Source organism: Neisseria sp. (assembly GCF_041804105.1).
Lineage (GTDB): Bacteria > Pseudomonadota > Gammaproteobacteria > Burkholderiales > Neisseriaceae > Neisseria.
The window spans coordinates 1-25,435 of record NZ_JBHCJY010000136.1 but is presented as its reverse complement, the minus strand read 5'-3'; the positions used below and the strand labels follow the sequence as shown (position 1 = coordinate 25,435).

Annotated in this window: 21 protein-coding genes; 16 read left to right on the top strand and 5 right to left on the bottom strand. The window is 56.6% G+C overall.

The window, feature by feature from the left end; translation table 11 throughout:
• Positions 1–49 precede the first annotated feature (49 nt).
• Together glgA and ACEYDX_RS11510 are read left to right on the top strand one after the other, a co-directional pair.
• On the top strand, positions 50–1,486 hold the full coding sequence (glgA, locus tag ACEYDX_RS11515; RefSeq protein WP_373742159.1) for a glycogen synthase GlgA: 1,437 nt from the start codon (positions 50–52) through the stop codon (positions 1,484–1,486).
• A 202-nt stretch (positions 1,487–1,688) separates the two neighbouring features.
• The gene (locus tag ACEYDX_RS11510; protein WP_373742158.1) at positions 1,689–4,175 is read left to right on the top strand and encodes a glycogen/starch/alpha-glucan phosphorylase; all 2,487 of its coding nucleotides are present in this window, start codon (positions 1,689–1,691) and stop codon (positions 4,173–4,175) included.
• Between the two features lie 472 nt (positions 4,176–4,647).
• On the opposite strand, the gene ACEYDX_RS11505 is transcribed toward ACEYDX_RS11510, so the two are convergent.
• The 3 genes from ACEYDX_RS11505 to dnaA all read right to left on the bottom strand — a co-directional run bounded on the left by ACEYDX_RS11505 (position 4,648) and on the right by dnaA (position 8,277).
• Positions 4,648–5,124 (bottom strand): copper chaperone PCu(A)C, encoded by a 477-nt coding sequence (locus tag ACEYDX_RS11505; protein ID WP_373742157.1) that lies wholly within the window; start codon positions 5,122–5,124, stop codon positions 4,648–4,650.
• A gap of 278 nt (positions 5,125–5,402) precedes the next feature.
• Entirely contained in the window at positions 5,403–6,506 is a 1,104-nt protein-coding gene (gene dnaN / locus ACEYDX_RS11500; RefSeq protein WP_373742156.1) for a DNA polymerase III subunit beta, read from the bottom strand.
• Between the two features lie 220 nt (positions 6,507–6,726).
• A complete protein-coding gene (gene dnaA, locus ACEYDX_RS11495; RefSeq protein ID WP_373742155.1) occupies positions 6,727–8,277 on the bottom strand; it encodes a chromosomal replication initiator protein DnaA in 1,551 nt (516 codons plus the stop codon).
• Positions 8,278–8,675: 398 nt separating this feature from the next.
• Between dnaA and rpmH the strand changes: the two genes are divergently transcribed.
• The 4 genes from rpmH (at position 8,676) to yidC (ending at position 11,199) form a co-directional block, all read left to right on the top strand.
• Positions 8,676–8,810, top strand: coding sequence for a 50S ribosomal protein L34 (gene rpmH / locus ACEYDX_RS11490; protein ID WP_002214728.1), 135 nt, complete (start codon positions 8,676–8,678; stop codon positions 8,808–8,810).
• Positions 8,811–8,815: 5 nt separating this feature from the next.
• Positions 8,816–9,151, top strand: a complete 336-nt coding sequence (gene rnpA / locus ACEYDX_RS11485; RefSeq protein ID WP_373742154.1) for a ribonuclease P protein component — start codon at positions 8,816–8,818, stop codon at positions 9,149–9,151.
• A gap of 4 nt (positions 9,152–9,155) precedes the next feature.
• Entirely contained in the window at positions 9,156–9,368 is a 213-nt protein-coding gene (gene yidD / locus ACEYDX_RS11480) for a membrane protein insertion efficiency factor YidD (RefSeq protein WP_373742153.1), read from the top strand.
• A gap of 193 nt (positions 9,369–9,561) precedes the next feature.
• The gene (gene yidC / locus ACEYDX_RS11475; protein WP_373742152.1) at positions 9,562–11,199 is read left to right on the top strand and encodes a membrane protein insertase YidC; all 1,638 of its coding nucleotides are present in this window, start codon (positions 9,562–9,564) and stop codon (positions 11,197–11,199) included.
• 144 nt (positions 11,200–11,343) lie between these two features.
• Here yidC and edd read toward each other — a convergent pair whose 3' ends face one another.
• Positions 11,344–13,179, bottom strand: a complete 1,836-nt coding sequence (gene edd / locus ACEYDX_RS11470; RefSeq protein ID WP_373742151.1) for a phosphogluconate dehydratase — start codon at positions 13,177–13,179, stop codon at positions 11,344–11,346.
• Between the two features lie 389 nt (positions 13,180–13,568).
• On the opposite strand from edd, the gene zwf reads away from it, so the two are divergent.
• The 5 genes from zwf to pgi all read left to right on the top strand — a co-directional run bounded on the left by zwf (position 13,569) and on the right by pgi (position 19,681).
• The gene (zwf, locus tag ACEYDX_RS11465; RefSeq protein ID WP_373742150.1) at positions 13,569–15,014 is read left to right on the top strand and encodes a glucose-6-phosphate dehydrogenase; all 1,446 of its coding nucleotides are present in this window, start codon (positions 13,569–13,571) and stop codon (positions 15,012–15,014) included.
• A 205-nt stretch (positions 15,015–15,219) separates the two neighbouring features.
• Entirely contained in the window at positions 15,220–15,915 is a 696-nt protein-coding gene (pgl, locus tag ACEYDX_RS11460) for a 6-phosphogluconolactonase (RefSeq protein ID WP_373742149.1), read from the top strand.
• A complete protein-coding gene (locus ACEYDX_RS11455) occupies positions 15,896–16,951 on the top strand; it encodes a glucokinase (RefSeq protein WP_373742148.1) in 1,056 nt (351 codons plus the stop codon). Before pgl ends, ACEYDX_RS11455 begins: the two co-directional genes overlap by 20 nt.
• Positions 16,952–17,147: 196 nt before the next feature.
• Positions 17,148–18,041, top strand: coding sequence for a MurR/RpiR family transcriptional regulator (locus tag ACEYDX_RS11450; RefSeq protein WP_373742147.1), 894 nt, complete (start codon positions 17,148–17,150; stop codon positions 18,039–18,041).
• Positions 18,038–19,681 carry a glucose-6-phosphate isomerase gene (pgi, locus tag ACEYDX_RS11445; RefSeq protein ID WP_373742146.1) on the top strand — a complete coding sequence of 548 codons (1,644 nt, stop codon included), beginning with the start codon at positions 18,038–18,040 and terminating at the stop codon, positions 19,679–19,681. Before ACEYDX_RS11450 ends, pgi begins: the two co-directional genes overlap by 4 nt.
• 577 nt (positions 19,682–20,258) lie before the next feature.
• Here the strand turns inward: pgi and ACEYDX_RS11440 are convergent.
• Entirely contained in the window at positions 20,259–20,477 is a 219-nt protein-coding gene (locus tag ACEYDX_RS11440) for a hypothetical protein (protein ID WP_373742145.1), read from the bottom strand.
• Positions 20,478–20,505: 28 nt separating this feature from the next.
• On the opposite strand from ACEYDX_RS11440, the gene ACEYDX_RS11435 reads away from it, so the two are divergent.
• The 5 genes from ACEYDX_RS11435 (at position 20,506) to ACEYDX_RS11415 (ending at position 24,934) form a co-directional block, all read left to right on the top strand.
• The gene (locus ACEYDX_RS11435) at positions 20,506–21,156 is read left to right on the top strand and encodes a DUF452 family protein (RefSeq protein WP_373742144.1); all 651 of its coding nucleotides are present in this window, start codon (positions 20,506–20,508) and stop codon (positions 21,154–21,156) included.
• Positions 21,147–21,905, top strand: a complete 759-nt coding sequence (gene bioC, locus ACEYDX_RS11430; protein WP_373742143.1) for a malonyl-ACP O-methyltransferase BioC — start codon at positions 21,147–21,149, stop codon at positions 21,903–21,905. Before ACEYDX_RS11435 ends, bioC begins: the two co-directional genes overlap by 10 nt.
• Before the next feature lie 45 nt (positions 21,906–21,950).
• Complete coding sequence (bioD, locus tag ACEYDX_RS11425) at positions 21,951–22,595, top strand: dethiobiotin synthase (RefSeq protein WP_373742142.1); 645 nt, start codon at positions 21,951–21,953, stop codon at positions 22,593–22,595.
• Positions 22,596–23,519: 924 nt separating this feature from the next.
• Entirely contained in the window at positions 23,520–24,527 is a 1,008-nt protein-coding gene (gene dusB, locus ACEYDX_RS11420; protein ID WP_373742141.1) for a tRNA dihydrouridine synthase DusB, read from the top strand.
• A 152-nt stretch (positions 24,528–24,679) separates the two neighbouring features.
• On the top strand, positions 24,680–24,934 hold the full coding sequence (locus tag ACEYDX_RS11415; RefSeq protein WP_373742140.1) for a Fis family transcriptional regulator: 255 nt from the start codon (positions 24,680–24,682) through the stop codon (positions 24,932–24,934).
• The last annotated feature ends 501 nt before the right edge of the window (positions 24,935–25,435 follow it).

Below are 25,435 nucleotides of genomic sequence, written 5' to 3'. Positions count from 1 at the left end.
ACGCAAAGGCCGTCTGAAAAAACCGAAACAACCCAACGGTAAAGAAACCATGAACATCTTGCACGCAGCTTCCGAGCTTTATCCCCTGATTAAAACCGGCGGACTGGCCGACGTATTGGGCGCGCTGCCGTTTGCCCAGCGGCAAAGCGGCGACGATGTACGCGTCATCCTGCCGTATTACCGCACCATCCGCCACCAGATTCCCTACACCGCCGAAGTCGCCCGTTGCGATACCCCGGGCGGTTATGCCGTTATCCGTTATGCCGAATACCGCGGTTTGGGGCTGTACCTGATTGACGCGCCCCATCTGTACGACCGCGAAGGCAATCCTTATTACGGCGCGGACTACCGCGATTACGCCGACAACGTCGTCCGCTTCGGCCTGTTGGGTTGGGCAGCGGCGGCGGTGGCGGCAGGTGCCGACCCGTTTTGGAACAGGGTGGACGTGCTGCACGCGCACGACTGGCAGGCGGGTTTGGCGGCAGCTTACCTGAAGGCATGGGATGTACCGGTGAAAAGCGTATTTACCATCCACAACATCGCCTATCAGGGTCTGTTCAACGCCAAACACCTGTCCGAGCTTTGGCTGCCGCAGCATATGTATCAGATAGAAGGTTTGGAATTCCGCGGCGAAATTTCGTTTCTCAAAGCAGGGCTTTACTATTCCGACCACATCACCACCGTCAGCCCTACTTATGCGCAGGAAATCGCCGTCAGCGGCTACGGCATGGAAGGGCTGTTGAAGTTGCGCCGTTCGCAAGGCCGTCTGAGCGGGATGCTCAACGGCGTGGACGAAGCGGTTTGGAATCCCGCCGCCGATGCGGAGCTGGCCGTTGCTTATGACGCGGAACACGCCTCCGAAGGCAAAGCCGCCAATAAAACCGCTTTGCAGCGGCATTTCGGCCTGCATCAGGATGCGGATGCAATGCTGTGCGTGATGGTGTCGCGGCTGACCGAACAGAAAGGCGCGGATTTTCTGCTCGAAGCCCTGCAAACCAAGCTGGCCGAAGATCCGAAAATGCAGTTCGCCCTGTTGGGCAGCGGTTCGCCCGAACTCGAGCAGGCTTTCCTGCAACTGGCCGCCGCCTATCCGGAACGTGTGGGCGTGCACATCGGCTACGACGAAAAACTGGCGCACCGCCTAATCGGCGGCGGCGACGTGATTCTGGTGCCGAGCCGTTTCGAGCCGTGCGGCCTGACCCAGCTTTACGGTTTGAAATACGGCACGTTGCCGCTGGTGCGGCGCACGGGCGGTCTGGCCGATACCGTGGCCGGATGGGACGGCGTTTCAGACGGCCTTGATGCCACGGGCTTCGTGTTCGACAAAGCCGATGCCGCCGCACTCGAAAGCGCGTTCAACACCGCATTGGCGGCGTGGGCGGACAAAGCCCTGTGGGACAGGCTGCGCCGCTGTGCGATGGCGCAGGATTTCGGCTGGCTCCGGGCGGCAGACAGCTACCGTATCTGTTACGAATCTTTGATTTAACGTGTTTTTTCGTATGTATGTCGTATGAAAGAGGGTTTAAAGGTTTGCTACTTTCCGCTACACGGTTAATATAGTGCCGGCCTGAGAATATTGCAGGCCGTCTGGAACCTGTTTTCAGACGGCATACTTGAAAACCTCCTTAATTACACCTCCCGCCGTTTCCGGACGGCATCACTTTGTTTATCATAGAAAGGCTTGTTTCATGGCTTCCAAAAAAACCCCGATTACCGGCTACGAATATGTGATGCCGAAACCCGATGCGGAAACCATCCGCAAATCCATCGTCTACAAACTCATCTTCATTCTCGGCGTCGATCCCAACGATGCCGACGAACACCAATGGCTCAATGCCGCCATGCTCGCCGCGCGCGACCTGATTGCGGAAGACTTCCTGAAAACCCGCCGCGCCCACATCGACCACAGCAAGCGCATGGTTTACTACCTTTCCATGGAATTCCTGCTCGGTCGCGCTTTTGTGAACGCGCTGATTAACGAAGGCGTCTATGCCGAATTCGAAGAAGCGTTCCGCCAGCTCGGCAAAGAGTTCGCCAACGTGTGCGAACAGGAAGAAGACCCGGGCTTGGGCAATGGCGGCTTGGGCCGTTTGGCCGCGTGTTTCCTCGATTCGCTCGCCACTTTGCGCATCCCGGCCATGGGCTACGGCATCCGCTACCAATACGGTATGTTCAAGCAGGAAATCGTCGACGGCCAGCAGGTTGAGAAACCTGATTTGTGGCTCGACCAAGACATGGCTTGGCAGTTCGGCCGTCCCGACAAAAAATATGCCGTCAACTTCGGCGGTACGGTAGTCAACACCGGCAGCAAAAAAGAATGGATGCCGTCTGAACAGGTGTCCGCACTGGCCTACGACGAAATCATCCCCGGTTACGGCGGCGAAGTGGCCAACCCGCTGCGCCTGTGGACGGCACACGCCGGAAACCAGTTCAATCTGGCCGACTTCAACCGCGGCGACTATACCGCCGCCGTCAGCGCGCAGAACAGCGACGAAAACATTTCGCGCGTACTCTATCCCAACGATTCCACCGACAGCGGCCGCGAACTGCGCCTGAAACAGGAATATTTTCTGGTTTCCGCCTCCGTGCAGGACATCGTTGCCCGCCACAAATGCCGTTTCCCCAGCGTGAAAACGCTGGCCGACAAAGTGGCCATCCACCTCAACGACACCCACCCCGTTCTGGCCATTCCCGAGCTGATGCGCATCCTGATCGACGAAGAAGGCATCGCCTTTGCCGAAGCATGGCAGATGTGCTGCAAAATCTTCTCCTACACCAACCACACGCTGATGAGCGAAGCGCTGGAAACCTGGCCGATTGATTTGATGGCACGCCTGCTGCCGCGCCATCTCGACATCATTTTCGAGATTAACGCCCAATTCCTCAACGGCCTGCGCGCAATGGGCTACGACGACGCTTTCCTGCGCCGCGTCTCCATCATCGACGAAGACGGCGGCCGCCGCATCCGCATGGCTTGGCTGGCGGTAATCGGTTCGCACAAAGTCAACGGCGTGGCGAAAATCCACTCCGATTTGATGGTGCGTTCGCTCTTTGCCGACTTCGCCAAAGTGTTCCCCGACCGCTTTACCAATGTTACCAACGGCGTAACCCCGCGCCGCTGGATTCACATCGCCAACCCCGCGCTGACCGCATTCCTCGACAAGCACATCGGCGGCAAAAAAGACTGGCGCGTGCATCTGGACGAGCTGGCCAAACTCAACAAACTCGCTGACAAGCCCGAAATACAGGCCGAATTCGGCGCGGTGAAAAAAGCCGCCAAAGAGCGTTTGGCCGCCTACATCGAGAAAGAACTGGGCATCAAAGTGAACACCGATGCGCTGTTCGACGTACAAATCAAGCGCATCCACGAATACAAACGCCAAGCGCTGAATGTGATGCACATCATCGACCGCTACGCTAGAATTCTGGAAAACCCCGATGCCGACTGGCAGCCGCGCGTGTTCATCATTTCCGGCAAAGCCGCATCCGCCTACTACATGGCGAAGAAAATCATCCGTCTGATTAACGATGTGGCCAAAACCATCAACAATGACGAGCGCATCCGCGACCTGATTAAAGTGGTCTATATCCCCAATTACAGCGTCAGCCTCGCCCAAATCATCATTCCCGCCGCCGACCTGCACGAGCAGATTTCACTGGCCGGTACCGAAGCATCAGGTACCAGCAACATGAAATTCGCCCTCAACGGCGCACTCTGCATCGGCACGATGGACGGAGCCAACGTCGAAATCCACGAACGCGTGGGCGACGAACACTGCTTCATCTTCGGCAATACCGTCGAGCAGGTAGAAGAGCTGCGCCTGCGCGGTTACGATGCCCTGAGCTACATCGAGCAGGACAGCGGTCTGCGCCGTGTGGTCAACATGGTGCACCAAGGCGTATTCTCGCCCGAAGAAATCCACCGCTACCACGACGTATTGCAGCCGCACAGCGATTATTACCAACTGATGGCCGATTTCCGCAGCTACGTCGAAGCCCAATACCGCGCCGACAAGCATTACGCCGACCGCGCCGCATGGGAAAAGAGCGCGCTGACCAACATCGCCAACATGGGCTTCTTCTCGTCCGACCGTTCGATTGAAGACTACTGCCGCGACATTTGGTTTATCAAACCGCTGACCAAACGCGAACTGCCGAGCACGAAAGAAGAATAAGGCGGAAGCGGGCAAAACCCCTGCCTGTCTGGTTAGTTTGGATGTTTTAATAATGAAAGGCCGTCTGAAAACATTTTCAGACGGCCTTATCTTTCTTGCGCGGTTTGCTGAAAAAGTATCGACGTGCGTACGGGTTGCGTGTCTCGGGACGCTAACCGTACCGACGGTTGCGGTGTAGGTACGGTTAGCCCGCTCCGTCGGGCGTAACCGTACGCACGAAGGGAAAACGGATGCCGTCTGAAAAAATCTGCGGCGGTACAAAACATCTGCATCCGTACGGTTACGCGTCTTAGGATGCTGACCATACCTACGGTTGCGGTTGTAGGTACGGTCAGCCCGCTCCGTCGAGCGTAACCGTACAACATGGCGGTGTGCCGTATGTTCCGCAAATCCCCCGATAGAAGAAGGCCGTCTGAAAAACTTTTCAGACGCCCTTCTGTGTCCCAACGATAGAGAGACAAGGGAATGGGTTTTAATGTCCCGAATGGTTTGCACCGTTGCCGTGGTTGTGGCCGACGGGCGCTTTGGGCGCGGTATTGACGTCTACTTGGACGGTTTGCGGTTTGGCGTTTTTGAATTTGAGCGTTACGGGAATTTTCTCGCCGATTTTCAGGGGACGTTTCAAGCCCATGAACATGATGTGGTAGCTGCCCGGTTTGAGTTCGGTAGTTTTGCCTTTGGGCAGCGGGATGCCGCCTTTGACTTCGCGCATCCGCATCACGCCGTTATCGTTAATGTGGGTGTGCACTTCCACACGTTCGGCGACGGCGGTGCTGCCGCCCAGCAGAAAATCGTCGCTTGCGGTGTCGTTGCGGACATTCATGAACGCGCCGCCCATTTTCATGCCTTCGACGGTGGCGCGTGCCCAAGGTTTGTCGATGCCGATGCCGGCGGCAAAAGCGGTTTGGCACAGGCCTGCGGCCAGCAATACGGTCAGTATTTTTTTCATGTCAGTCTCCTGAATGGATGAACGGGTAATCTGATTTTAAGCCGCCACAGCGGGTTTGGTTATCGTACAAAGGGATTAGGGCGGGTGCAATACCGAACGTTGCCGCCGCTGTTCCGCTGACGGCGGTAAGGTGGAAACTGCGGATACGCGGGAAAAGAAACCGTAGGGTCGGATGCCGTCGGAAACTGAGGATATTGCCGAAACTTGCGAGACAAAGGCCGTCTGAAACAGTCCTGGTTCGGTGTTTTCAGACGGCCTGTTTTCGGATTATTCGTTTCTTAAATCCGCATCGGCATCACGATGTATTTGAAATTCGGATTGTCCGGCACGGTAAACAGGGTGGAACGGTTGGCGTCGCCGAAAGCGAGCTGCATGTCTTCGGCGTGGACGTTGCGCAAAACGTCCATCAGGTAGCCGATGTTGAAGCCGACTTCGAGTTCGCCGCCCTGATAGGCGATTTCGAGTTCTTCGCGGGCTTCTTCCTGTTCGTTGTTGGAACAGACCACGCTCAATACGCCCGGCTGCAGCAGGAGGCGCGCGCCGCGGAATTTTTCGTTGGCCAGGATGGAAACGCGTTCGAGCGCACCCAGCAGTTCGGTGCGCGGGAGCAGGAAGATTTTGTCGTTGTCCAACGGAATCACGCGGTTGAAGTCGGGGAATTTGCCGTCGATGACTTTGCTGACGATTACGGTGTCGTTGCAGCGGAAACGAACCTGGTTGTTCAGCAGTTCGATTTCCAGCGCATCGTGCGGGTGGTTGAGCAGTTTGAACAGCTCGAGCACGGTTTTGCGCGGCAGGATGACTTCTGTTTTGGGCAGGTCGGCATTGATGGTGCTGGCGGAATAGGCCAAACGGTGGCCGTCGGTGGCGACGAGGCGGATTTGGTCGCCTTCGACCTGCATCAACAGGCCGTTGAGGTAGTAGCGGATGTCCTGCACGGCCATGCTGTACTGAACCTGCGAGAGCATGTTTTTGAACACTTCCTGCTCGAGCGAGAAGCTGGCGCTGATTTCTTCGCCGACGCTCATCTGCGGGAAGTCTTCTGCAGGCAGGGTTTGCAGGGCGAAGCGCGATTTACCTGCTTTGAGGGTCAGGCGGTTGTCCGCCCAGTCGAGCAGCACGACGGCGCTTTCGGGCAGGGCACGCAGGATGTCTTGGAGTTTTTTGGCGTTGGTGGTGATGCGGAAATCGCCCGCGCTGCTTTCGGGGCCGTGGGTGTTGATTTGGATTTCCAGGTCGGTGGCCAGGATATTGGTTTTCCCGCCGCTGTTTTCGAGCAGGACGTTGGAGAGGATCGGTAATGTGTGGCGGCGTTCCACAATGCCGGTGACGGCTTGCAGCGGTTTGAGCAGGGAGTCGCGGTCGGCTTGTAAAATCTGCATGGTTATTCCTTTGGTTGAAGGGATAATGTTTTGGTAAAAGCGGGTTTTTCGGCAGGCCGTCTGAAATGTGTTTTCAGACGGCCTGAAGTTTTTTCGGTTGCCTGTGCCATCCGTTGCAACGGAAAACCGTATTTTCGACAGGAAGCCGTCCGCATCGGGTTTTCGGTTGGCTTGATAAAGGATGCCTGTCGGTTCTCGGTACGGTTTTCAGACGGCCTGTTCAGTTCTGAATCATAATCAGCAGTTTTTCATAATCCTGCGCCAGTTCGGGGTCTTCCGCGCGGAATTTGGCAACGGCTTTTACCCCGTGCATCACGGTGGTGTGGTCGCGGCCGCCGAAAGCATCGCCGATGGAGGGCAGGCTCAGGTTGGTGAGTTCTTTTGTCAGGCTCATGGCGACCTGGCGCGGGCGGGCGATGTTGCGGGTACGCTTTTTGCCCAAGATTTCGTTGGCCTTGATGCGGTAGTATTTGGCGGTGGTGTCGATAATCAGATCGACGGTAATGGCTTTGTGTTTGACCGCGATGATGTCTTGCAGCGCATCCCGCGCCAAATCCACGTCAATCGGCTTTTTCATAAAGCGGCTGCTTGCGCTCACACGGTTGAACGCGCCTTCAAGCTCGCGCACGTTGGAACGGATGAGGTTGGCGATGAAAAAAGCGGCTTCGTCGGACAAGTCCATGCCCACGGATTCGGCTTTTTTCTGAAGAATCGCCACACGCATTTCCAGTTCGGGCGGTTCGAGTTCGAGCGTCAACCCCCATGAAAACCGCGATTTCAGGCGGTCGTCCATGTCTTCGATTTTGGCGGGCAAAACGTCGCAGGTCAAGATTAACTGTTTCTTTTCATTGTGGAAATGGTTGTACAGATAGAAAAACTCTTCCATCGTACGGTCTTTGCCCTTGATAAACTGGATGTCGTCGATAATCAAGAGGTCGTATTGCTTGTATTGCTGTTTGAATACGTCGTAATTGCCGGTACGCACCGCGCCCATAAAGCTGCGGATGTAGTCGTCGGCGTGCATGTAGCGCACTTTGGCGTCGGGGTTGTTTTTCAGCAGTTCGTTACCGATGGCCTGTACCAAATGGGTTTTGCCCAAACCGGTGCTGCCGTACAGGAAAAATGGGTTCACGGTTTGCTGGCCGGGCTTTTCGGCGATACTCTGCGCGGCGGCGGCGGCGATGCGGTTGCCTTTGCCTTCCACCAGCGTTTCAAAGGTATAGTCGCGCGAAAGATTGGTTTGTTCGTAGCGGGAAGCTGCCTGCTGTGCTTGGGTGTCTGCGGTTTTTGCAGCGGTTTTGGCGGGTTTCTTTTCCGCTTCGGGTGCGGATGGCGGCGTATCGGATTTCGGTTTTTCCGACAGGTTTTTCATGCGCTCGGCCACTAAGTCGCGTGCGGATTTCGCGCTACTGCGCTTGGGGGCGGTTTGTTCTACCGGTTCGGTTTTCGGGGTGTCGGAAAAACTTGAGGCCGTCTGAATGTCAGTTTCCGCAACATCTGCCGTGTCCGCCGCCATTTCGTAACGTTTTCCCGCTCCTGTTTTGAATACCAATGCCGGCCGCTCGGGAGCGAGTTCGGCGCGTACGGCATCCAGTGAGGCGGAAAAACGGTTTTTCAGCATATTGCAGGCAAACTGGGTGGGGGCGAACACAACCCATGCGCCGTCTTCTTCGTCTACCGTCAACGGCGCAAGCCACTGTCCGAACTGCTGTTCGGAAAGCGTGCCGTGAAGTCTGCGCAGGCACAGCGGCCAAAATTCAGCTAAAGTCATGATGTGCTGTCCGAACGGAAGAGGTTTGCAGAAAAATTGTTAAGGCCGTCTGAAAAAATGCGGCAGGCGTTTTCAGACGGCCTGTGGAATGTGATGTTAAGGCTTGTACACATAAACATGTATATGCCCAACAGGAAAGCGATTATACCGAATTTTATCCACAGGCGCACCGTGGCAGGGAAATATTTGCCGGAGCAGAAACGGAGGCCGCCTGAAAACGGCGGGAAGGCTGCTTCGCCGTGCCAAACCGCTTGTTCTGTAACGGCAAAAGCGGATGTTCCGGGCCGAACCCGACGGGTATCGCAGGTGCGTATCGGTTTGATAATACGGATTGACAAAACCGTAAAAATAGAGTGTAATCCACAGTTTGATTTTAGACCCGATTTTTAGGAAGCAAGATGAAACGCACTTACCAACCCTCCGTCACCAAACGCAAACGCACCCACGGTTTCCTGGTCCGTTCCAAAACCCGCGGCGGCCGTGCCGTATTGGCCGCACGCCGTGCCAAAGGCCGCAAACGTTTGGCCGTGTAATCAAATTGGACAACGGTTTCGGCAGGCAGTACCGCCTATTAAAAACGGATGATTTTTCATCCGTTTTTGCGTTAAAAAACAGGCGCAGCAGCGCATTGCTCCAAGTGATGCAGTCGGGTGCGAACGGTTTGGGACATGCGCGGCTGGGTTTGGTGGTCGGCAAAAAAGCCGCCAAACGGGCCAATGCGCGCAATTATATGAAGCGCGTGATACGCGACTGGTTCAGGCTCAACAAACATACGCTGCCTCCGCATGACTTCGTGGTGCGCGTGAAAATGTCTTTTACCCGTACAAACGCAGCGGAAGCCCGTGCACAACTTGCTCGGCTGATGAAACGGTGAACCGATGGCTGCCAGGCTTTTGCTCGTATTGATACGTTTTTACCAGTATGCCGTCAGTCCGCTGATTCCGCCGCGCTGCCGTTATACGCCCACCTGTTCGCAATATGCGGTGGAGGCGGTAAAAAAATACGGCGCATTCAAGGGCGGCTGGCTTGCTGCAAAACGCATCGCCCGCTGTCATCCTTGGGGCGGTCACGGACATGATCCGCTGCCTTGAATCTGCCTGCAAAGGAACAATCTGCCGTTGTGCCGCCAAGTGCGTGCGGTATTTTCAGCGTATTTTCAGACGGCACATTGAGCCGTTCAGGCCGTCTGAAAAGCCTGTAACATCCTGTCTTTATTTTCCCTTTTCATTCCGACGGTTTTCTATATAATGCCGTCTGAAAACAAAACCACCCCTAGGATTCGATATGGAAACCAAACGACTGTTGGCCTTTTTCGCCATAGCCGCCGCGATTTTGTTCGGTTGGGAACAACTGTTCCCCAGGCCGAAACCTACCCCGCAGCAGCAGGCCGCGCAACAGCAGCAGGCGGCGAAACCCGTTGAGGCCGCAGCTTTGACCTCCGCTGTGCCGATTACCGTAACCACAGATACGGTCAAAGCCGTCATCGATGAAAAAAGCGGCGATCTGCGTCAGCTTACGCTCCTGAAATATCAGGCCAGCGGCGACGAAAAGAAAAACTTCGTTTTGTTTAACGACAGCAAAACATACACTTATGTTGCACAGTCCGAACTGCTGGATGCGGCGGGCAACAACATTCTCAAGGGTGTCAGCTTTACTTCCGCGCAGAAAAACTACACGCTCAACGGCGACAAAACCGAAGTGCGCCTGACTGCTTCCGCCGCCAACGGCCTGACTGTCGAAAAAATCTATACCTTCAGTAAGAACAGTTACCTTGTGAACGTGCGTTTCGACGTTGCCAACAGCAGCGGACAACCCGTACAGCTTACCGCCAACTACCGTGTCGTGCGCGACAACACGACTCCGGAAGGACAGGGCTACTTTACCCAGTCCTATACCGGCCCCGTTGTCTACACACCGGCAGGCGAGTTTCAGAAAATCGACTTTTCCGATCTTGACGACGATTACACTTCGGGCAAAAGCGAAGCCGAATACGAGCGCCGTACCCAAACCGGCTGGCTGGGCATGATTGAACACCACTTCATGTCGACCTGGATTCTCCAGCCCAAAGGCGGTCAAACCGTGTGTGCCTCAGGCGATTGCCAAATCGACATCAAACGCCGCAACGACAACCTTTACAGCGCAGGCGTAAGCGTACCGCTGAAACCGTTGGCCAACGGCAGCAAAGAAACTTTCGCCATGAACCTCTATGCAGGCCCGCAGGTTACCGACACCATCAGTGCGGTTGCCGACAATCTCGAATTGGCCAAAGACTACGGCAAAGTCCACTGGTTCGCCGCGCCGCTCTTTTGGCTGCTCAACTGGCTGCACGGCTTTATCGGCAATTGGGGCTGGGCGATTGTCGTGTTGACCTGCATCGTTAAAGCCGTACTGTATCCGCTGACCAATGCATCTTACCGCTCCATGGCCAAAATGCGTGCCGTTGCGCCCAAGCTCGAGGCCCTGAAAGCCAAATACGGCGACGACCGCATGGCACTCCAGCAAGCCATGATGCAGATGTACAAAGACGAAAAAATCAACCCGCTCGGCGGATGTCTGCCCATGTTGCTGCAAATCCCCGTGTTCATCGGCCTTTATTGGGCACTGTTCGCGTCCGCCGAACTGCGTCAGGCGCCGTGGCTGGGTTGGATTACCGACTTGAGCCGCATCGACCCCTACTACATCCTGCCCCTGATCATGGCCGCGACAATGTTTATCCAAACATTCCTCAATCCGCCGCCCACCGATCCGGTGCAGGCGAAAATGATGAAAATCATGCCGATGGTGTTTTCCGTGATGTTCTTCTTCTTCCCCGCCGGTTTGGTACTGTATTGGGTGGTCAACAACCTGCTTACCATCGCCCAACAGTGGTACATCAACCGCAGCATCGAAAAACAGCGCACACAAGGCGAAGTCGTTTCGTAATGTGATGGATAAAGTTGAAAGGCCGTCTGAAAACCTGAATTCAGGTTTTCAGACGGCCTTTCGTTTCCAGCTTTTGTACGTTTTGTTTGCTGGTGTACAAACTGCCATGAATCCGATGTTATCGGATTCTCAAGGGAGTAGATGTTATGAAAAATCTCCGCCGAAGCTCATTGCGCCTTTCTCCGCGCTGCATGCCAAGCTGCGGAAGCCTGCGAAGAGTTCGCGGCCGATGCCGTGGTTGTTTTTGCTCAGGTCGGGCTGCGGGGTTTCGCGGGCGGCCCATTCTTTTTCGTCAACCAAGGCAGTGAGTTCGCCGGTCACGGAATCGAAGCGGATGAGATCGCCGGTGCGGATTTTGCCGATGCCGCCGCCGAGCAGGGCTTCGGGGCTCATGTGGATGGAGGCGGGCACTTTGCCGGATGCGCCGGACATGCGGCCGTCGGTAACGAGGGCGACTTTGAAGCCGCGGTCGAGCAGGATGGCCAGCGGAGGGGTGAGTTTGTGCAGTTCGGGCATGCCGTTGGCGCGGGGGCCTTGGAAGCGGACGACGGCTACGAAGTCGCGTTCGAGTTCGCCGCGTTCGAATGCGGCCAATACTTCTTTTTGGTCGTCGAACACGATGGCGGGGGCTTCGATGATGCGGTGGCTGTCTTTGACGGCGGATACTTTAATTACGCCGCGTCCGATGTTGCCTTTCATCAGGCGCAGTCCGCCGTCGGGGGAGAAGGGGGCGGCAACAGTGCGCAGGATTTCCGTATCGCGGCTTTCGGCCACGGCATCGCGCCATTGGAGTTTACCGTCTATCAGGAAGGGTTCTTTAGTGTAGATTTCCATGCCGTGTCCCATTACGGTGTCGACATCGTCGTGCAGCAGGCCGTTGTTGCGCAGTTCGCGGATGACGAAAGGCAGGCCGCCGACTGCGGCAAAGTGGTTGACGTCGGCGGGGCCGTTGGGATAAACGCGGATCAGCAGGGGGATAATCGAGGAGATTTCGTCGAAGTCGTCCCAAGTCAGAATCACGCCGGCGGCGCGCGCCATGGCGACAAGATGCATGGTGTGGTTGGTGGAGCCGCCCGTGGCCATCAGGCCGATCATGGCGTTAATAAACGATTTTTCGCTCAGCATTTCGCCCAGCGGTTTGGCCGTGCCGTTTTTGATGCCTTCGACCAAGTGGGCGGCGGCGTAACGGGTAAGGGCTTCGCGCATGGGGGTGTAGGGGTGGAAGAATGCGGCTGCGGGCAGGTGTGCGCCCATCAGCTCCATCATCATTTGGTTGGAATTGGCCGTGCCGTAGAAGGTGCAGGTGCCGGGGCTGTGGTAGGAACCCATTTCGCTTTCGAGCAGGGCGTCGCGGCCGACTTTGCCTTCGGCGAAAAGTTGGCGGGTGCGGGCTTTTTCTTTGTTGCCGATGCCGCTTTCCATCGGGCCTGCGGGTGCGAAAATGCCGGGGATGTGGCCGCAGGAAAGCGCGCCTATCATCAGGCCGGGAACGATTTTGTCGCACACGCCGAAATACAGTGCGCCGTCGAACATTTGGTGCGACAGGCCGACAGCGGTGCTCATGGCAATCACGTCGCGCGAGAACAGGGAAAGCTCCATGCCTTCGTAACCTTGGGTGATGCCGTCGCACATGGCGGGCGTGCCGCCGGCGACTTGGGCGGTGGCACCGTGTTTGCCTGCTTCGTCTTTAATCCAATCCGGGAAATCTTTGAACGGCTGGTGTGCGGAAACCATGTCGTTATAGGCGGTAATCATGCCTAAATTCGGCACGGTGTGCTTGAGCATTTCGATTTTGATGGTTTTGGGCATGGCGGCGTAGCCGTGCGCCAGATTGGAACAGCCGAGACGGTCGCGCTCGACGCGGCCCTGCTGTTTCAAGGCGCGGATGCGGGCGAGATAGGTTTCGCGGGTGGGGCGGCTGCGTTCGATGATGCGCTCGGTAATGGCGGCGAGTTTGGGGTGGATGGCGGGGGTGGTCATGGTTCGGCCTTTCTAAAGTGCGGATGTCTGCGTACCGCTCGGATAAGGTGTTCGGTTTGGATTTTGTTTTGAAAAGTCAAAGGCTTGATGCCGTCTGAAAAGTTTTTCAATGTAGTCATTATTATAATATAGTTTTGTAGTTTAGTTACAGAAATTACAAAATAACTGACCGAAGTTTGATTTAAATCCGAATCTTTCCGCAGAGAACGGAAAAAATGGCGGTTGGTTTGGATTAGGTCAAAAAAATAGGCGAAAACGCAATAGACAAACCCTGTAGCGGTGTGTAGGATTACTACCGAATTCCGGCAGCCGCACGGCTTTTTCAGACGGCATACGCCGCACGATGTTCCGATAATACGTCCTGAATCCTTGACTTGAAAGATAACACGATGAATAAGCAGACGAATTTTGATTTGGTGTTGTTCGGTGCCACAGGCGACCTGGCCATGCGCAAACTCCTGCCCTGCCTGTATCAGGCACACGTTGCGGGGCTGCTGCATCCCGAAGGCCGTATTCTGGGGGTAAGCCGCAGCGAGTTGGATACCGGCGGCTTTTTGGAAAAAGTCGAAACCCATTCCAAAATCCACATCAAACAAAACTTTTCCGACGAGCAGTGGGCATCGTTTACCAAACGCATCCAATACCTTACCGTCGACGTTACCCGCCCCGAGCAGTTTGACGCGCTGGCCGAAACCGTCAAAGCGCGCAAGGAAACCGACAACGTCGTCATCTACCTTTCCACCGCGCCCAAATTTTTCGCGCCTGCCTGCGAAGCGTTGGCCAAAGTCGGCCTGAATGCGCCGAACGTACGCATCGTGCTGGAAAAACCGCTGGGCACCGACCTGAAATCTTCCCAAGAAATCAACACCGACGTTGCCCGCTATTTCAAAGAAGAGCAGATTTACCGCATCGACCACTATCTCGGCAAGGAAAGCCTGCAAAACCTGCTCGCGTTGCGTTTTGCCAATGTGGTGTTCGAACCGCTGTGGAACAACAAATATGTGAAAAGCGTGCAGCTGACCATTGCCGAGCAGCTCGGCGTGGAAGAGCGCGGCGAGTTTTACGACATCACCGGCGCGCTGCGCGACATGGTGCAGAACCACCTGATGCAGATGCTGTGCATGACCGCGATGGAAGCGCCGAAAAGTCTGGATGCCGACGATGTGCGCGACGAAAAAATGAAAGTGATCAAGTCGCTCAAACCGCTGACTTCCGCCGATGTCGATGCAAATGTGGTGCGCGGCCAATATACCGCCGACAAAGGCATGAACGGCTATCTTCAGGAGCTGAACGTGCCGTCTGAAAGCCGCACCGAAACCTATGTGGCCGCGAAAGCCGAAATCGACAACGAACGCTGGAAAGGCGTGCCGTTCTACCTGCGTACCGGCAAACGCATGGCGGGCAAGGTGGCGGAAATCGTGTTGAACTTCAAAGATTTGGACAACCATATCTACGAAAACAGCGCGGCCGCGCCCAACCGTTTGGTTATCGAATTGCAGCCCACTGAATCCGTGCGTCTGTACACACAGGTCAAAACTCCGGGCGCGGGCAATAAAGTAGAACCGACCGCGCTGGCTGTGGACATGGGGCAGGCCATCGAAGGCCGCCGCGCCGAAGCCTATGAACGCCTGTTGTTGGATGTGATCAACGGCAAGCTCGCCCTGTTCAACCGCCGCGACGAACTTGAAGCCGCTTGGGAATGGGTGATGCCGATTATGGAAAACTGGGAAAACAGCCCCGTTCCGCCGCACGGCTATGCCGCCCATTCTTGGGGTCCCGAAGCCGCCCGCGAACTTTTGGCGCGCAACGGCGACAAATGGCACGAAGAGCAGTAGTCTGATTTCAGACGGCATCCCCGGTGCGGAAGGCCGTCTGAAAAAACATTTGCAGCAGGATAACCGTATTCGGCCTGCCTGTACTATGCCGCAAGGCGGCAGGCGGACGGCGCATCCGACAACCGTTTACCGTTTTCAGACGGCCTGAAGCCGCAGGCATACAGGCCGTCTGAAACCCGAACTAACCATATCCGAAGGAATCCGAATGGCTTACGAATGGCACGAATTTGAAAACAACGCCGCCGCCGCTCAAGGCTTGGCCGATGCGGTGGCCGCCGCGCTGCAAACCGCGCTCGACAAAAAAGGCAGTGCGGTGCTGGCGGTATCCGGCGGACGTTCGCCGATTGCGTTTTTCGAAGCGCTGTCGAAAAAAGATTTGGACTGGCAGAACACCGGCATCACGCTGGTGGACGAGCGCATCGTGCCCACCACCCACGACGACAGCAACACCAAGCTCGTGCGCGAATACCTGCTGCAAAACAAAGCCGCCGCCGCCAAATGGATTCCGGTGGTGGAAGACGGTCAAACCGAAGCCGGTTTGCAGCCCGAAGCCGTGGTTCAGACGGCCTTGCAACATTACGTGCAGCCCGATGCGCTGGTGCTCGGTATGGGCGGCGACGGACACACCGCCTCGCTGTTTCCGCAGGCACCGCAACTGCAACAGGGTTTGACCGACACCGAAACCCCGCTGCTGCACACCACGCCCGTTACCGCGCCGCACGAGCGCGTGAGCATGACGCTGGACGCGGTGGCGAAAACGCCCGCCGTGTTTCTCGCCATCGGCGGCGCGGAGAAAAAGGCCGTGTTCGACCAAGCCGTACAAAGGCCGTCTGAAACCCATCCCGTCAGCTTCGTTTTGAACCATCAAGGAATCAACTGCCATGTCTTCTACGCAAACTAAAAAAACGGCGGCAGACGCAGTGCTGCACTGGCCGCGTCTCGTTGCCGACATCGGCGGCACCAACGCCCGTTTCGCGCTCGAAACCGAACCGCACCAGCTCGACAAAATCGAAGTGCTGCCCTGCAACGATTACGACACCATCGTCGATGCGGCCCGCGAATATCTCAAACGCGCGGGCAACCCGAAAATCAGCCATGCCGCCATCGCGATTGCCAACCCGATTTTGGGCGACTGGGTGCAGATGACCAACCACCATTGGGCGTTTTCCATCGAAACCACGCGCCAATCCCTCGGCTTGGAAACCCTGATTCTGCTCAACGACTTTACCGCGCAGGCATTGGCGATTACCCGCGTGCCGTCTGAAGAACTGGTGCAGGTGGGCGGCTACAAACCCGTTGAAAATGCGCCGAAAGCCGTTATCGGCCCGGGCACAGGTTTGGGTGTGAGCGGCCTGATTCCCAGCAATGCGGGCTGGACGCCGCTGGCGGGCGAAGGCGGCCATGTCAGCTTCCCGCCGTTCGACGATGCCGAAGTGATGATTTGGCAGTATGCCAAGAAAAAATTCGGCCACGTTTCCGCCGAACGCTTCCTGAGCGGTGCAGGCCTGACCCTGATTTACGAAGCGTTGGCCGTGAAAGAAGGCGTGAAGCCGCAGAAACTTACCCCCGCCGAAATCAGCGAAAACGCCTTGAGCGGCTCGTCGCCGCTGTGCCGCCTCACGCTCGACATTTTCTGCGCCATGCTCGGCACCGTCGCCTCCAACCTTGCGCTCACGCTCGGCGCAAGCGGCGGCGTGTATCTGTGCGGCGGCATCATCCCGCGCTTTATCGACTATTTCAAATACTCGCCCTTCCGCAGCCGTTTTGAAAACAAGGGCCGCTTCGATGCTTATCTGGCTGCGATTCCGGTGTATATCGTGTTGAGCAAATACCCCGGCATCACCGGTGCGGCGGTGGCTTTGGAAAACCACCTGCACGGCGAATGCAACAATACCTCGGCTTTGGGCGGAGCAGGTAAAGGGCAGGGCGCGAAATAAAGGCCGTCTGAAAACGGCGGCGGAACAGGCAAATAGGGTTCGGCCGCTGTGGAAACGGTTTTGGCGGGGCGGTTGCCGGATTCGGTGCGGCAGCCTGTCCGGGTCGAAGCAGGGGTCGTCTGAAAGCCCGCCGCCTTTTCAGACGGCCTGTATGGAAGGTTGTACGGGCAATATAAAAAGTGATAGGGAAAATAATATGTTAAGCAAAATCAGTGAATCCTTGCCTTCTCTTTCGGGTGCGGAACGCAAAGTCGCCGAATCGGCATTGGCCGAACCCAAATGGTTCGTCCATGCCGCCGTTGCCGAAATCGCAGAGCGTGCGTCGGTCAGCCAGCCTACGGTCATCCGTTTCTGCCGCAGCCTGGGTTACAAAGGCCTGCCCGAATTCAAACTCGCGCTTTCCGCCAGCATCGGCCACGAAGGGATGCCGTATGTACACGAAGAACTCAACGCCGACGACGACATGAGCGTGGTGGTGGAGAAAGTGTTGGGCAATGCCGCCGCATCGATTTTGGGCGAGCGCCGCTACCTGAAGGAAGCCGACCTGGAAAACGCCACCGCCATGCTGATGCACGCCCGCCGCGTGGAGTTTTACGGTGTCGGCAATTCGGGCATCGTGGCGCAGGACGCACAGCATAAATTTTTCCGCTTCGGCATTTCCACCGTGGCCTACGTCGATACCCACACCCAGTTGATGGCCGCCGCCGTGTTGTCCGACAAAGACGTTTTGGTGGCGATTTCGACTTCAGGCTCGTCGATCGAGCTGCTCGACGCCGTGAGCACGGCCAAAGAAAACGGCGCGTCCGTGATTGCCGTTACCCGCGCCGATTCCCCGCTCAGCCAGCTTGCCGACTGCGTGCTGACCGTTGCCGCGCAGGAGGACATTGCCGTTTACACGCCCATGATTTCGCGCCTGCTCCAACTGGCCGTTATCGACATCCTGGCCATCAGCCTCGCCCTGCGCTTGGGCGAACCGGCCAGCCTGCAATTGGCGAAGAGCAAACGCAGCATCCACAGCAAACACCTCAATACGCCGGAACACAACAAAGAGCAAACCGGCAAAACCAACCATAAGGAATCAGAGACATGAAACACCTTCACGACCTGCCGACCTGGAAAAAACTCTGGCAGCATTTCGACGAGACCAAGTCTGACCATATGCGCGACATGTTCGCCAGCGACCCCGGCCGTGCCGAACGCTATTGGCTCGAAGTGGGCGGCCTCACACTCGACTACTCGAAAAACCGCATCAGCGACGAAACCTTGGGATTGCTGTTCGATTTGGCGCGCGAAGCGGGATTGCCCGAAAAAATGCGGCAGATGTTCAACGGCGAAAAAATCAACACCACGGAAAACCGCGCCGTTTTGCACGTTGCCCTGCGCAACCGCACCAATTCGCCGATTTATGTCGATGACGAAGACGTGATGCCCAAGGTCAACCGCGTGTTGCAGCAGATGGGCAAATTCGCCGACGACGTGCGCAGCGGCAAATGGTTGGGCTACACCAACCAAGTGATTACCGACGTGGTCAATATCGGCATCGGCGGTTCGGATTTGGGGCCGCTGATGATGTGCAGCGCGCTCAAGCCCCATGGCCATCCGCGCATGAAGATGCACTTCGTCTCCAATGTCGACGGTTCGCAGTTGCGCGACGTGCTCGAAAAAGTCCACCCCGAAACTACGCTCTTCATCATCGCTTCCAAAACCTTCACCACGCAGGAAACCCTGACCAACGCCAAAACCGCGCGCCAATGGTTCCTGCGCGAAGCCAGCGAAGAAGACATCGCCAAACATTTCGTTGCCGTTTCCACCAACAAAACCGCCGTCGCCGAATTCGGCATCGACACCGACCACATGTTTGAATTTTGGGACTGGGTCGGCGGACGATACAGCCTGTGGTCGGCCATCGGCCTGCCTATCATGCTCTATCTGGGCGAAGAAAACTTCATCGAAATGCTCAACGGCGCCCACCTGATGGACCAGCATTTCATCAACACCCCGCTCGAGCAGAACATGCCCGTCATCCTTGCACTTGTCGGCATCTGGTACATCAACTACTACGGCGGCGGCAGCCACGTCATCGCCCCTTACGACCAACACCTGCACCGCCTGCCTAAATTCATCCAACAGCTCGACATGGAAAGCAACGGCAAACAGGTTACGCTCGACGGACAGAAAGTCGAACACGAAACCGGCCCCATCATCTGGGGCGAAACCGGCATCAACGGCCAGCACGCCTTTTTCCAACTGCTGCACCAAGGCACCCACGTTACCCCCATCGACCTGATTGCCAGCCTTGAAAAACGCAGCAACCTGCCCGGCCACCACGAAATCCTGCTCTCCAACGTGTTTGCCCAAGCCGAAGCCTTTATGCGCGGCAAAACCGCCGACGAAGCGCGCGCCGAACTTCAGGCGCAGGGTATGGACGCGGAGCGCATCGAAGCCCTTGTCCCGCACAAAACCTTCAGCGGCAACCGTCCGAGCAACATCATCCTGATGCGCAAAATCAACCCCCGCAACATGGGCAGCCTGATTGCGCTCTACGAACACAAAACCTTCGTACAGGGCGTGATTTGGGGCATCAACAGCTTCGACCAATGGGGCGTGGAGCTGGGCAAACAGCTCGCCAAAACCATCTTGGCCGAACTTCAGGGCGAAACCGAACCGCAGCAGCACGACAGCTCCACGGAGCGTCTGATCAAACGCTATCTGGATGCCAACAAACGCTGATGGTTCAAACACATACCGTTTGCGGTAAAACATGAAAGGCCGTCTGAAAACCCGTTTTCAGACGGCCTTTGGTCTTTGGCGTACGTTACGGCGGATAAACTTTGCAGGCAGGTTGTATTTGCAGCGTGTGCCTGTTTATACGGCTGTATCGTCCGTCATGCCTGCGAAGGGGGAATCCAGACGTTAACCCTTAAGTAACCAATATTGTCCAACAACAGCCCAAGTAGGTACGGTTAGCCGCTTTAAGCGGCGTAACCGTACGCAAAGCCCAAGCCGTCTGAAACTGCCCCCCGTCATTCCCGCACAAGCGGGAATCCAGACGTTGAACCCGTAAGCAACGGATATTTTCAACGGCATCCGAATCCCCAAGTTTGCCCGGATTCCCGCCTGCGCGGGAATGACGGCATTGTTTTAACCGTCTCCAGCCCATGTAGGTACGGTTAGCCGCCTCAAGCGGCGTAACCGTACACACCATACAGGCCATCTGAACCCGTTCCCCAAATACTGCCGAACTTCCCAAGAAACAGCCCAAGCCGTCTGAAACCGCTTTCCCAAAACCGCAATACCGCAGAACTTCCTAAAAAACAACACAGGCCGTCTGAAAACATTTTTTCAGACGGCCTTGAATGCGGAAAGCATCCGAAAAACCGGCATCGGTTTGGACAACGGAACGCGCGCTCGGTATGATGGCAGGCATTTTTCCGCCGCCGTAAGGCCGTCTGAACATGCCGGACAAACGGTTGGACGGGGCGGCGGTTTTCGACCCGTTCCAACCGTCGGTTACGGTTTCGGGCAAACACGCCTTTCAACTCAAAAGGAATGCCATGCACACCCGTTTCATCCCCAACGGCACCCGAACCCTGCTGGTTTATTTCGCAGGCTGGGGCACGCCGTTTTCGGCGGTCGGCCATTTGAGGCCGCCTGAAAACGCCAGCCTGCTGCTGTGCGGCAGTTACCGCAGTTTGAAGTTGGATTTCGATTTCGGCGCATACCGCGAAATCCGCATGGTGGCTTGGTCGATGGGCGTGTGGGTGGCGGAGCGCGCGATGCAGGGCGTCCCGCTGGTGTCGGCCACGGCGGTCAACGGCACGCCGATGCCCAAGCACGACCGTTTCGGCATTCCCGCCGCCGTGTTTGAGGCCACATTGGAACATCTGGACGACGCAGGCCGTCTGAAATTCGAGCAGCGGATGTGCGGCGGCAAGGCCGGATGGGAACGTTACCGTGCGCTCGACGGCCATCGGACGCTGCCCGAAATCCGCGACGAACTGGCGTTTTTAAACGATGCCGTATCGCAGGACGAGCGCAGCGGCCTCATCCGCTGGACGCATGCGTTTACCGGCAGCCGCGACCGAATTTTCAGCGCGGAAAATCAAACCGCCTATTGGCAAAACCGTTGTCCGCAAACCGTGGTCGGCGGCGGCAGCCACAACCTGTTCCCGCATTGGGGTGCCTGGGCGGAGCTATGGCCGTGAACAAAGCGCGGATAGCACACCGTTTTGCCGCCGCCGCGGGCAGTTACGAGCAACACGCCGATGCGCAGAAACAGATCCACCAACACCTGCTGAGCCTGCTGCTCGAGCGCGGAACCGCATTCGGCAAGATACTCGAAATCGGCTGCGGCACCGGCCTGCTGACCCGTCTGCTGGCGGAGCATGTCCGTGCGGAACATTGGGTCGCCAACGATTTGAGTGCCGGCTGTCTTGAAACGCTTCGGCAGCGGATGCCGTCTGAAATCCGCTGCCGCTACCTTTGCGGTGATGCGGAAACACTCGATTTCGGCAGCGGCTACGATGTGGTCGTGTCGGCATCGGCGGTGCAGTGGTTTGAAGACAAAGAACGCTTTGTCCGCCGCTGCGCCCGAATGCTGGATTCAGACGGCCTGCTGCTGTTCAACACATTTTCCGAAAACAATCTTTGCGAAATCAAATCGTTGACGGGAGTCGGATTGGATTATCCCGACGCGGCGCAATGGCGGCGGTGGCTCGGTGCGGATTTTAATGTGCAGGAATTGTCCGAATACACCGTCTGCCTGAATTTTGCCGACCCGCTGGACGTATTGAAACATCTCAAGCTCACGGGCGTAACCGCTGCGGGCAGCATGGTGTGGACAAGGCAGCGGTTGGCCGCGTTTCGCGAAAACTATCGGGCGCGTTTCGCTGCGGCAGACGGCGGCGTCAGCCTGACTTACCGTCCGCTCTACATATCGGCGGTCAGAAAATAGGGCAGGGCGAACGGCCTTCGCTCCATCCTCTCAGGAAAGCAAACCATGACAGGCAAAATCCTTTTCATCTCGGGCATCGACACCGGCATCGGCAAAACCGTGGCCACAGGGCTGTACGCCAAATGGCTGATGCAGCAGGGTTTTTCGGTCATTACCCAAAAAATGGTGCAGACCGGCTGCACCGGATTTTCAGACGACATCCTCGTCCACCGAAAAATCCAAGGCATCGGCCTGACGGAAGACGATTCAGACGGCACCACCTGCCCCTATCTCTTTTCCTATCCCTGTTCCCCGCACATGGCCGCCGCGCTCGAAGGGCGGCGCATCGAGCCGGACACGATTGCCGCCGCCACACAGCGGCTGGCCGCCAAATACGATTACGTCCTGCTCGAAGGCGCAGGCGGCCTGGCTGTGCCGTACAACGAAACTGAAACGGTGCTCGACCATATCCACCGCCACGGTTATCCCGTGATGCTCGTTACCTCCGGCAGGCTCGGCAGCATCAACCACACCCTGCTGAGCCTGTCCGCCTGCCAAAGCCGAAATATCCCCGTACACACGCTGGCCTATAACCGCCACCGCGAAGAAGATGCGGAAATTGCCGAAAACACGAAAATATATCTGCAAAACCACTTGGCACGCCGTTTCCCCGAAACGGCGTTTTGGGAAATAGCGGAAACAGCGGTCTGAATGCGGTGTTGAGACAGAAGGTACGGTCGGCGTACAGGCCGTCTGAAACCTGCCGTTTAAACCGTGTGGCCGAATGTATAGGGGAAAAGCCGCCTGAAACCGATGTCTTAATGCCGCAGAATTTCCAAAATCCAAATAGGTACGGTTAGCCACCCCAAGCGGCGTAACCGTACGCGCAGCATGGGCCGTCTGAAACCGTTGTGCTAATTACCGTTGAATTTCTCGAAGTCCAAGTAGGTACGGTTAGCCGCCCCAGGCGGCGTAACCGTACGCACAGCATGGGCCGTCTGAACCCGTTCCCCAAATACCGCCGAACTTCCCAAGCAACAGCCCAGGCCGTCTGAAACTGTATCCCCGTCATTCCCGCGCAGGCGGGAATCCAGACGTTGAACGCCAAGCAACCGGTATTTTCAACGGTATCCGAATCCCAAAGTCTCCTAGATTCCCGCCTGCGCGGGAATGACGACATTGTTTTAACCGTCTCCAGTCCAAGTAGGTACGGTTAGCAGCCCTAAGCGGCGTAACCGTACGCGCAGCATGGGCCGTCTGAAATCTTTGCGCCAAATACCGCAGAACTTCCAAAGTCCAAGTAGGTACGGTTAGCCGCCCCAAGCGGCGTAACCGTACGCACAGCATGGGCCATCTGAACCCGTTCCCCAAATACCGTCGAACTTCCCAAGTAACAGCCTAGGCCGTCTGAAACTGCATCCTCGTAATTCCCGCGCAGGCGGGAATCCAGACATTGAACCCATAAGCAACGGATATTTTCAACGGCATCCGAATCCCAAATTTCTCCGGATTCCTGCCGACGCGGGCATAACGGTGTGACCCAACCATCGCCGCCCCGTTCCAAACGGTTGCCCACCCTAGCCAATCCCTGCTTAAAAAATGTACAATCACGCTTTTCCTTTGCGCACGCTCCCTATGAATATCGGTTCTTTCTCCGTCGGTACGCCCGTTGCGCTTGCGCCGATGGCGGGAATTACCGACAAACCTTTCCGCATCCTGTGCCGCAGTTTCGGTGCGGGTTGGGCGGTGGGCGAAATGCTGGCCAGCGACCCTTCGCTGCGGCATACGGCCAAAACGCTGCGGCGCAGCGATTTTTCAGGCGAGGACGGTGTGGCGGCGGTGCAGATTGTCGGCAGCAGTCCCGAAGTGATGGCCGAGGCGGCGCGTTACAACGTATCGCTCGGTGCGCAGGTTATCGACATCAACATGGGTTGTCCGGTCAAGAAAGTCAGCAATGTGCTGGCGGGCAGCGCGCTGCTGAAAGACGAGCCGCTGGTGGGCAGGATTTTGGAAGCGGTGGTCAAGGCCGTGGACGTGCCCGTTACCCTGAAAACGCGTTTGGGTTGGGACGGGGACAGCAAAAACCTGCCGACGGTGGCGAAAATGGCCGAAGACGCGGGCATCGCCGCCATCGCCGTCCACGGCCGCACGCGCGAGCAGATGTACCGAGGCGAGGCGGAATACGGCCTGATTGCCGAAGTCAAAGGCCGTCTGAATATTCCCTTGTGGGTAAACGGCGATATCGATTCGCCGCAGAAGGCCGCAGCCGTGTTGAAACAGACGGGTGCGGACGGCGTGATGATCGGGCGTGCCGCACAAGGGCAGCCGTGGCTGTTTGCCGATGTGGCGCACTACCTGCAATACGGCAGCCTGCCGCCGCCGCTGCCGTTTCAGACGGCCTCGGCAACCGTGTTGCGGCATTTGTCGGCGATGTATGAGTTCTACGGCGAAACCGCAGGCGTGCGCATCGCACGCAAACACATCGGCTGGTATGCCGCCGCGCTGCCACAGGGCGAAACCGTCCGCCAAACGGCCAACCGTGCCGGCAGCGCGGCGGAGCAGTACGGCGCGGTTGCCGCATTTTTGGCGAAACTGGCGGAAGATACCGTTTTTTGGCCGTGCCGCTACCGCGAGGCCGTCTGAAAATACCCGCAATGGCTTATCGCGGTAACAGCCCGTTCGGCAGACAATCCGTGAAAAAACGGGGCGGCAGGAGTAAACTGGTTGTGTTTTCAGACGGCGCAGCATCCGTTTGAACAGCGGTTTTGAACAGCGAAGATAAAGAGAGACAGAAAATGAAAAACAACAATACGCCCGATATTGCATCCTGCGTGGAGCAGAGCCTGAAACAGTATTTCAGGGATTTGGACGGAGAAACGCCCTGCGGCGTTTACGAAATGGTGTTGGGGCAGGTGGAGAAGCCGATGCTGCGCTGCGTGATGGACGAGTGCGGCGGCAACCAGAGCAGAGCCGCCGCCGTGCTGGGCATCAACCGCAATACGCTCAGGAAAAAGCTGGTGCAGTACGGACTGCTGCACGAAGAAGCGTAGGTATGGCAAGCGGAAAGGAAAGGCCGTCTGAACGTTCAGACGGCCTTGTTCTTCAGGCTGTGTTTGGTTATTCCGTTGATAATTTGTTTTCGTCATTTTCGTATAGCCTGCGTAGGTACGGTTAGCCCCGTGCTTTTTGGGGCGTAACCGTACGCGATGTTGTGTGAAGGATGCGATGCCCGCGGGTGTACGGTTCGCCGTTTCGACGGCTAACCTTACCTACGGTGCTGTGTAAAATTGATGCACAAGGAAATGTCAAACATTATCGATTGGATGATCAAGCCAATATTATTGGAGAATGTCCATAAGAAAGGGACTAAATATGAAAGTAAGAGATCAGTTGAATACATTGGAAAATTAGGCTTAATGGACATTTGGGTTGGTAAAAATCGCTGCAAGCATTACCATGCAAGGCTTTCAGCGATTTTTTACCAATGAACATAAAAAATGCCCGTTTTGTCACCAAAACACCCTAATCAAATACGGCCGCAAAAACGGTCG

Excerpts from the sequence above, each read along its gene's own strand:
- glgA (WP_373742159.1), top strand. The coding sequence starts at position 50 with ATGAACATCTTGCACGCAGCTTCCGAGCTTTATCCCCTGATTAAAACC.
- ACEYDX_RS11510 (WP_373742158.1), top strand. The coding sequence starts at position 1,689 with ATGGCTTCCAAAAAAACCCCGATTACCGGCTACGAATATGTGATGCCG.
- ACEYDX_RS11505 (WP_373742157.1), bottom strand. The coding sequence starts at position 5,124 with ATGAAAAAAATACTGACCGTATTGCTGGCCGCAGGCCTGTGCCAAACC.
- dnaN (WP_373742156.1), bottom strand. The coding sequence starts at position 6,506 with ATGCAGATTTTACAAGCCGACCGCGACTCCCTGCTCAAACCGCTGCAA.
- dnaA (WP_373742155.1), bottom strand. The coding sequence starts at position 8,277 with ATGACTTTAGCTGAATTTTGGCCGCTGTGCCTGCGCAGACTTCACGGC.
- rpmH (WP_002214728.1), top strand. The coding sequence starts at position 8,676 with ATGAAACGCACTTACCAACCCTCCGTCACCAAACGCAAACGCACCCAC.
- yidD (WP_373742153.1), top strand. The coding sequence starts at position 9,156 with ATGGCTGCCAGGCTTTTGCTCGTATTGATACGTTTTTACCAGTATGCC.
- yidC (WP_373742152.1), top strand. The coding sequence starts at position 9,562 with ATGGAAACCAAACGACTGTTGGCCTTTTTCGCCATAGCCGCCGCGATT.
- edd (WP_373742151.1), bottom strand. The coding sequence starts at position 13,179 with ATGACCACCCCCGCCATCCACCCCAAACTCGCCGCCATTACCGAGCGC.
- zwf (WP_373742150.1), top strand. The coding sequence starts at position 13,569 with ATGAATAAGCAGACGAATTTTGATTTGGTGTTGTTCGGTGCCACAGGC.
- pgl (WP_373742149.1), top strand. The coding sequence starts at position 15,220 with ATGGCTTACGAATGGCACGAATTTGAAAACAACGCCGCCGCCGCTCAA.
- ACEYDX_RS11455 (WP_373742148.1), top strand. The coding sequence starts at position 15,896 with ATGTCTTCTACGCAAACTAAAAAAACGGCGGCAGACGCAGTGCTGCAC.
- ACEYDX_RS11450 (WP_373742147.1), top strand. The coding sequence starts at position 17,148 with ATGTTAAGCAAAATCAGTGAATCCTTGCCTTCTCTTTCGGGTGCGGAA.
- pgi (WP_373742146.1), top strand. The coding sequence starts at position 18,038 with ATGAAACACCTTCACGACCTGCCGACCTGGAAAAAACTCTGGCAGCAT.
- ACEYDX_RS11435 (WP_373742144.1), top strand. The coding sequence starts at position 20,506 with ATGCACACCCGTTTCATCCCCAACGGCACCCGAACCCTGCTGGTTTAT.
- bioC (WP_373742143.1), top strand. The coding sequence starts at position 21,147 with ATGGCCGTGAACAAAGCGCGGATAGCACACCGTTTTGCCGCCGCCGCG.
- bioD (WP_373742142.1), top strand. The coding sequence starts at position 21,951 with ATGACAGGCAAAATCCTTTTCATCTCGGGCATCGACACCGGCATCGGC.
- dusB (WP_373742141.1), top strand. The coding sequence starts at position 23,520 with ATGAATATCGGTTCTTTCTCCGTCGGTACGCCCGTTGCGCTTGCGCCG.
- ACEYDX_RS11415 (WP_373742140.1), top strand. The coding sequence starts at position 24,680 with ATGAAAAACAACAATACGCCCGATATTGCATCCTGCGTGGAGCAGAGC.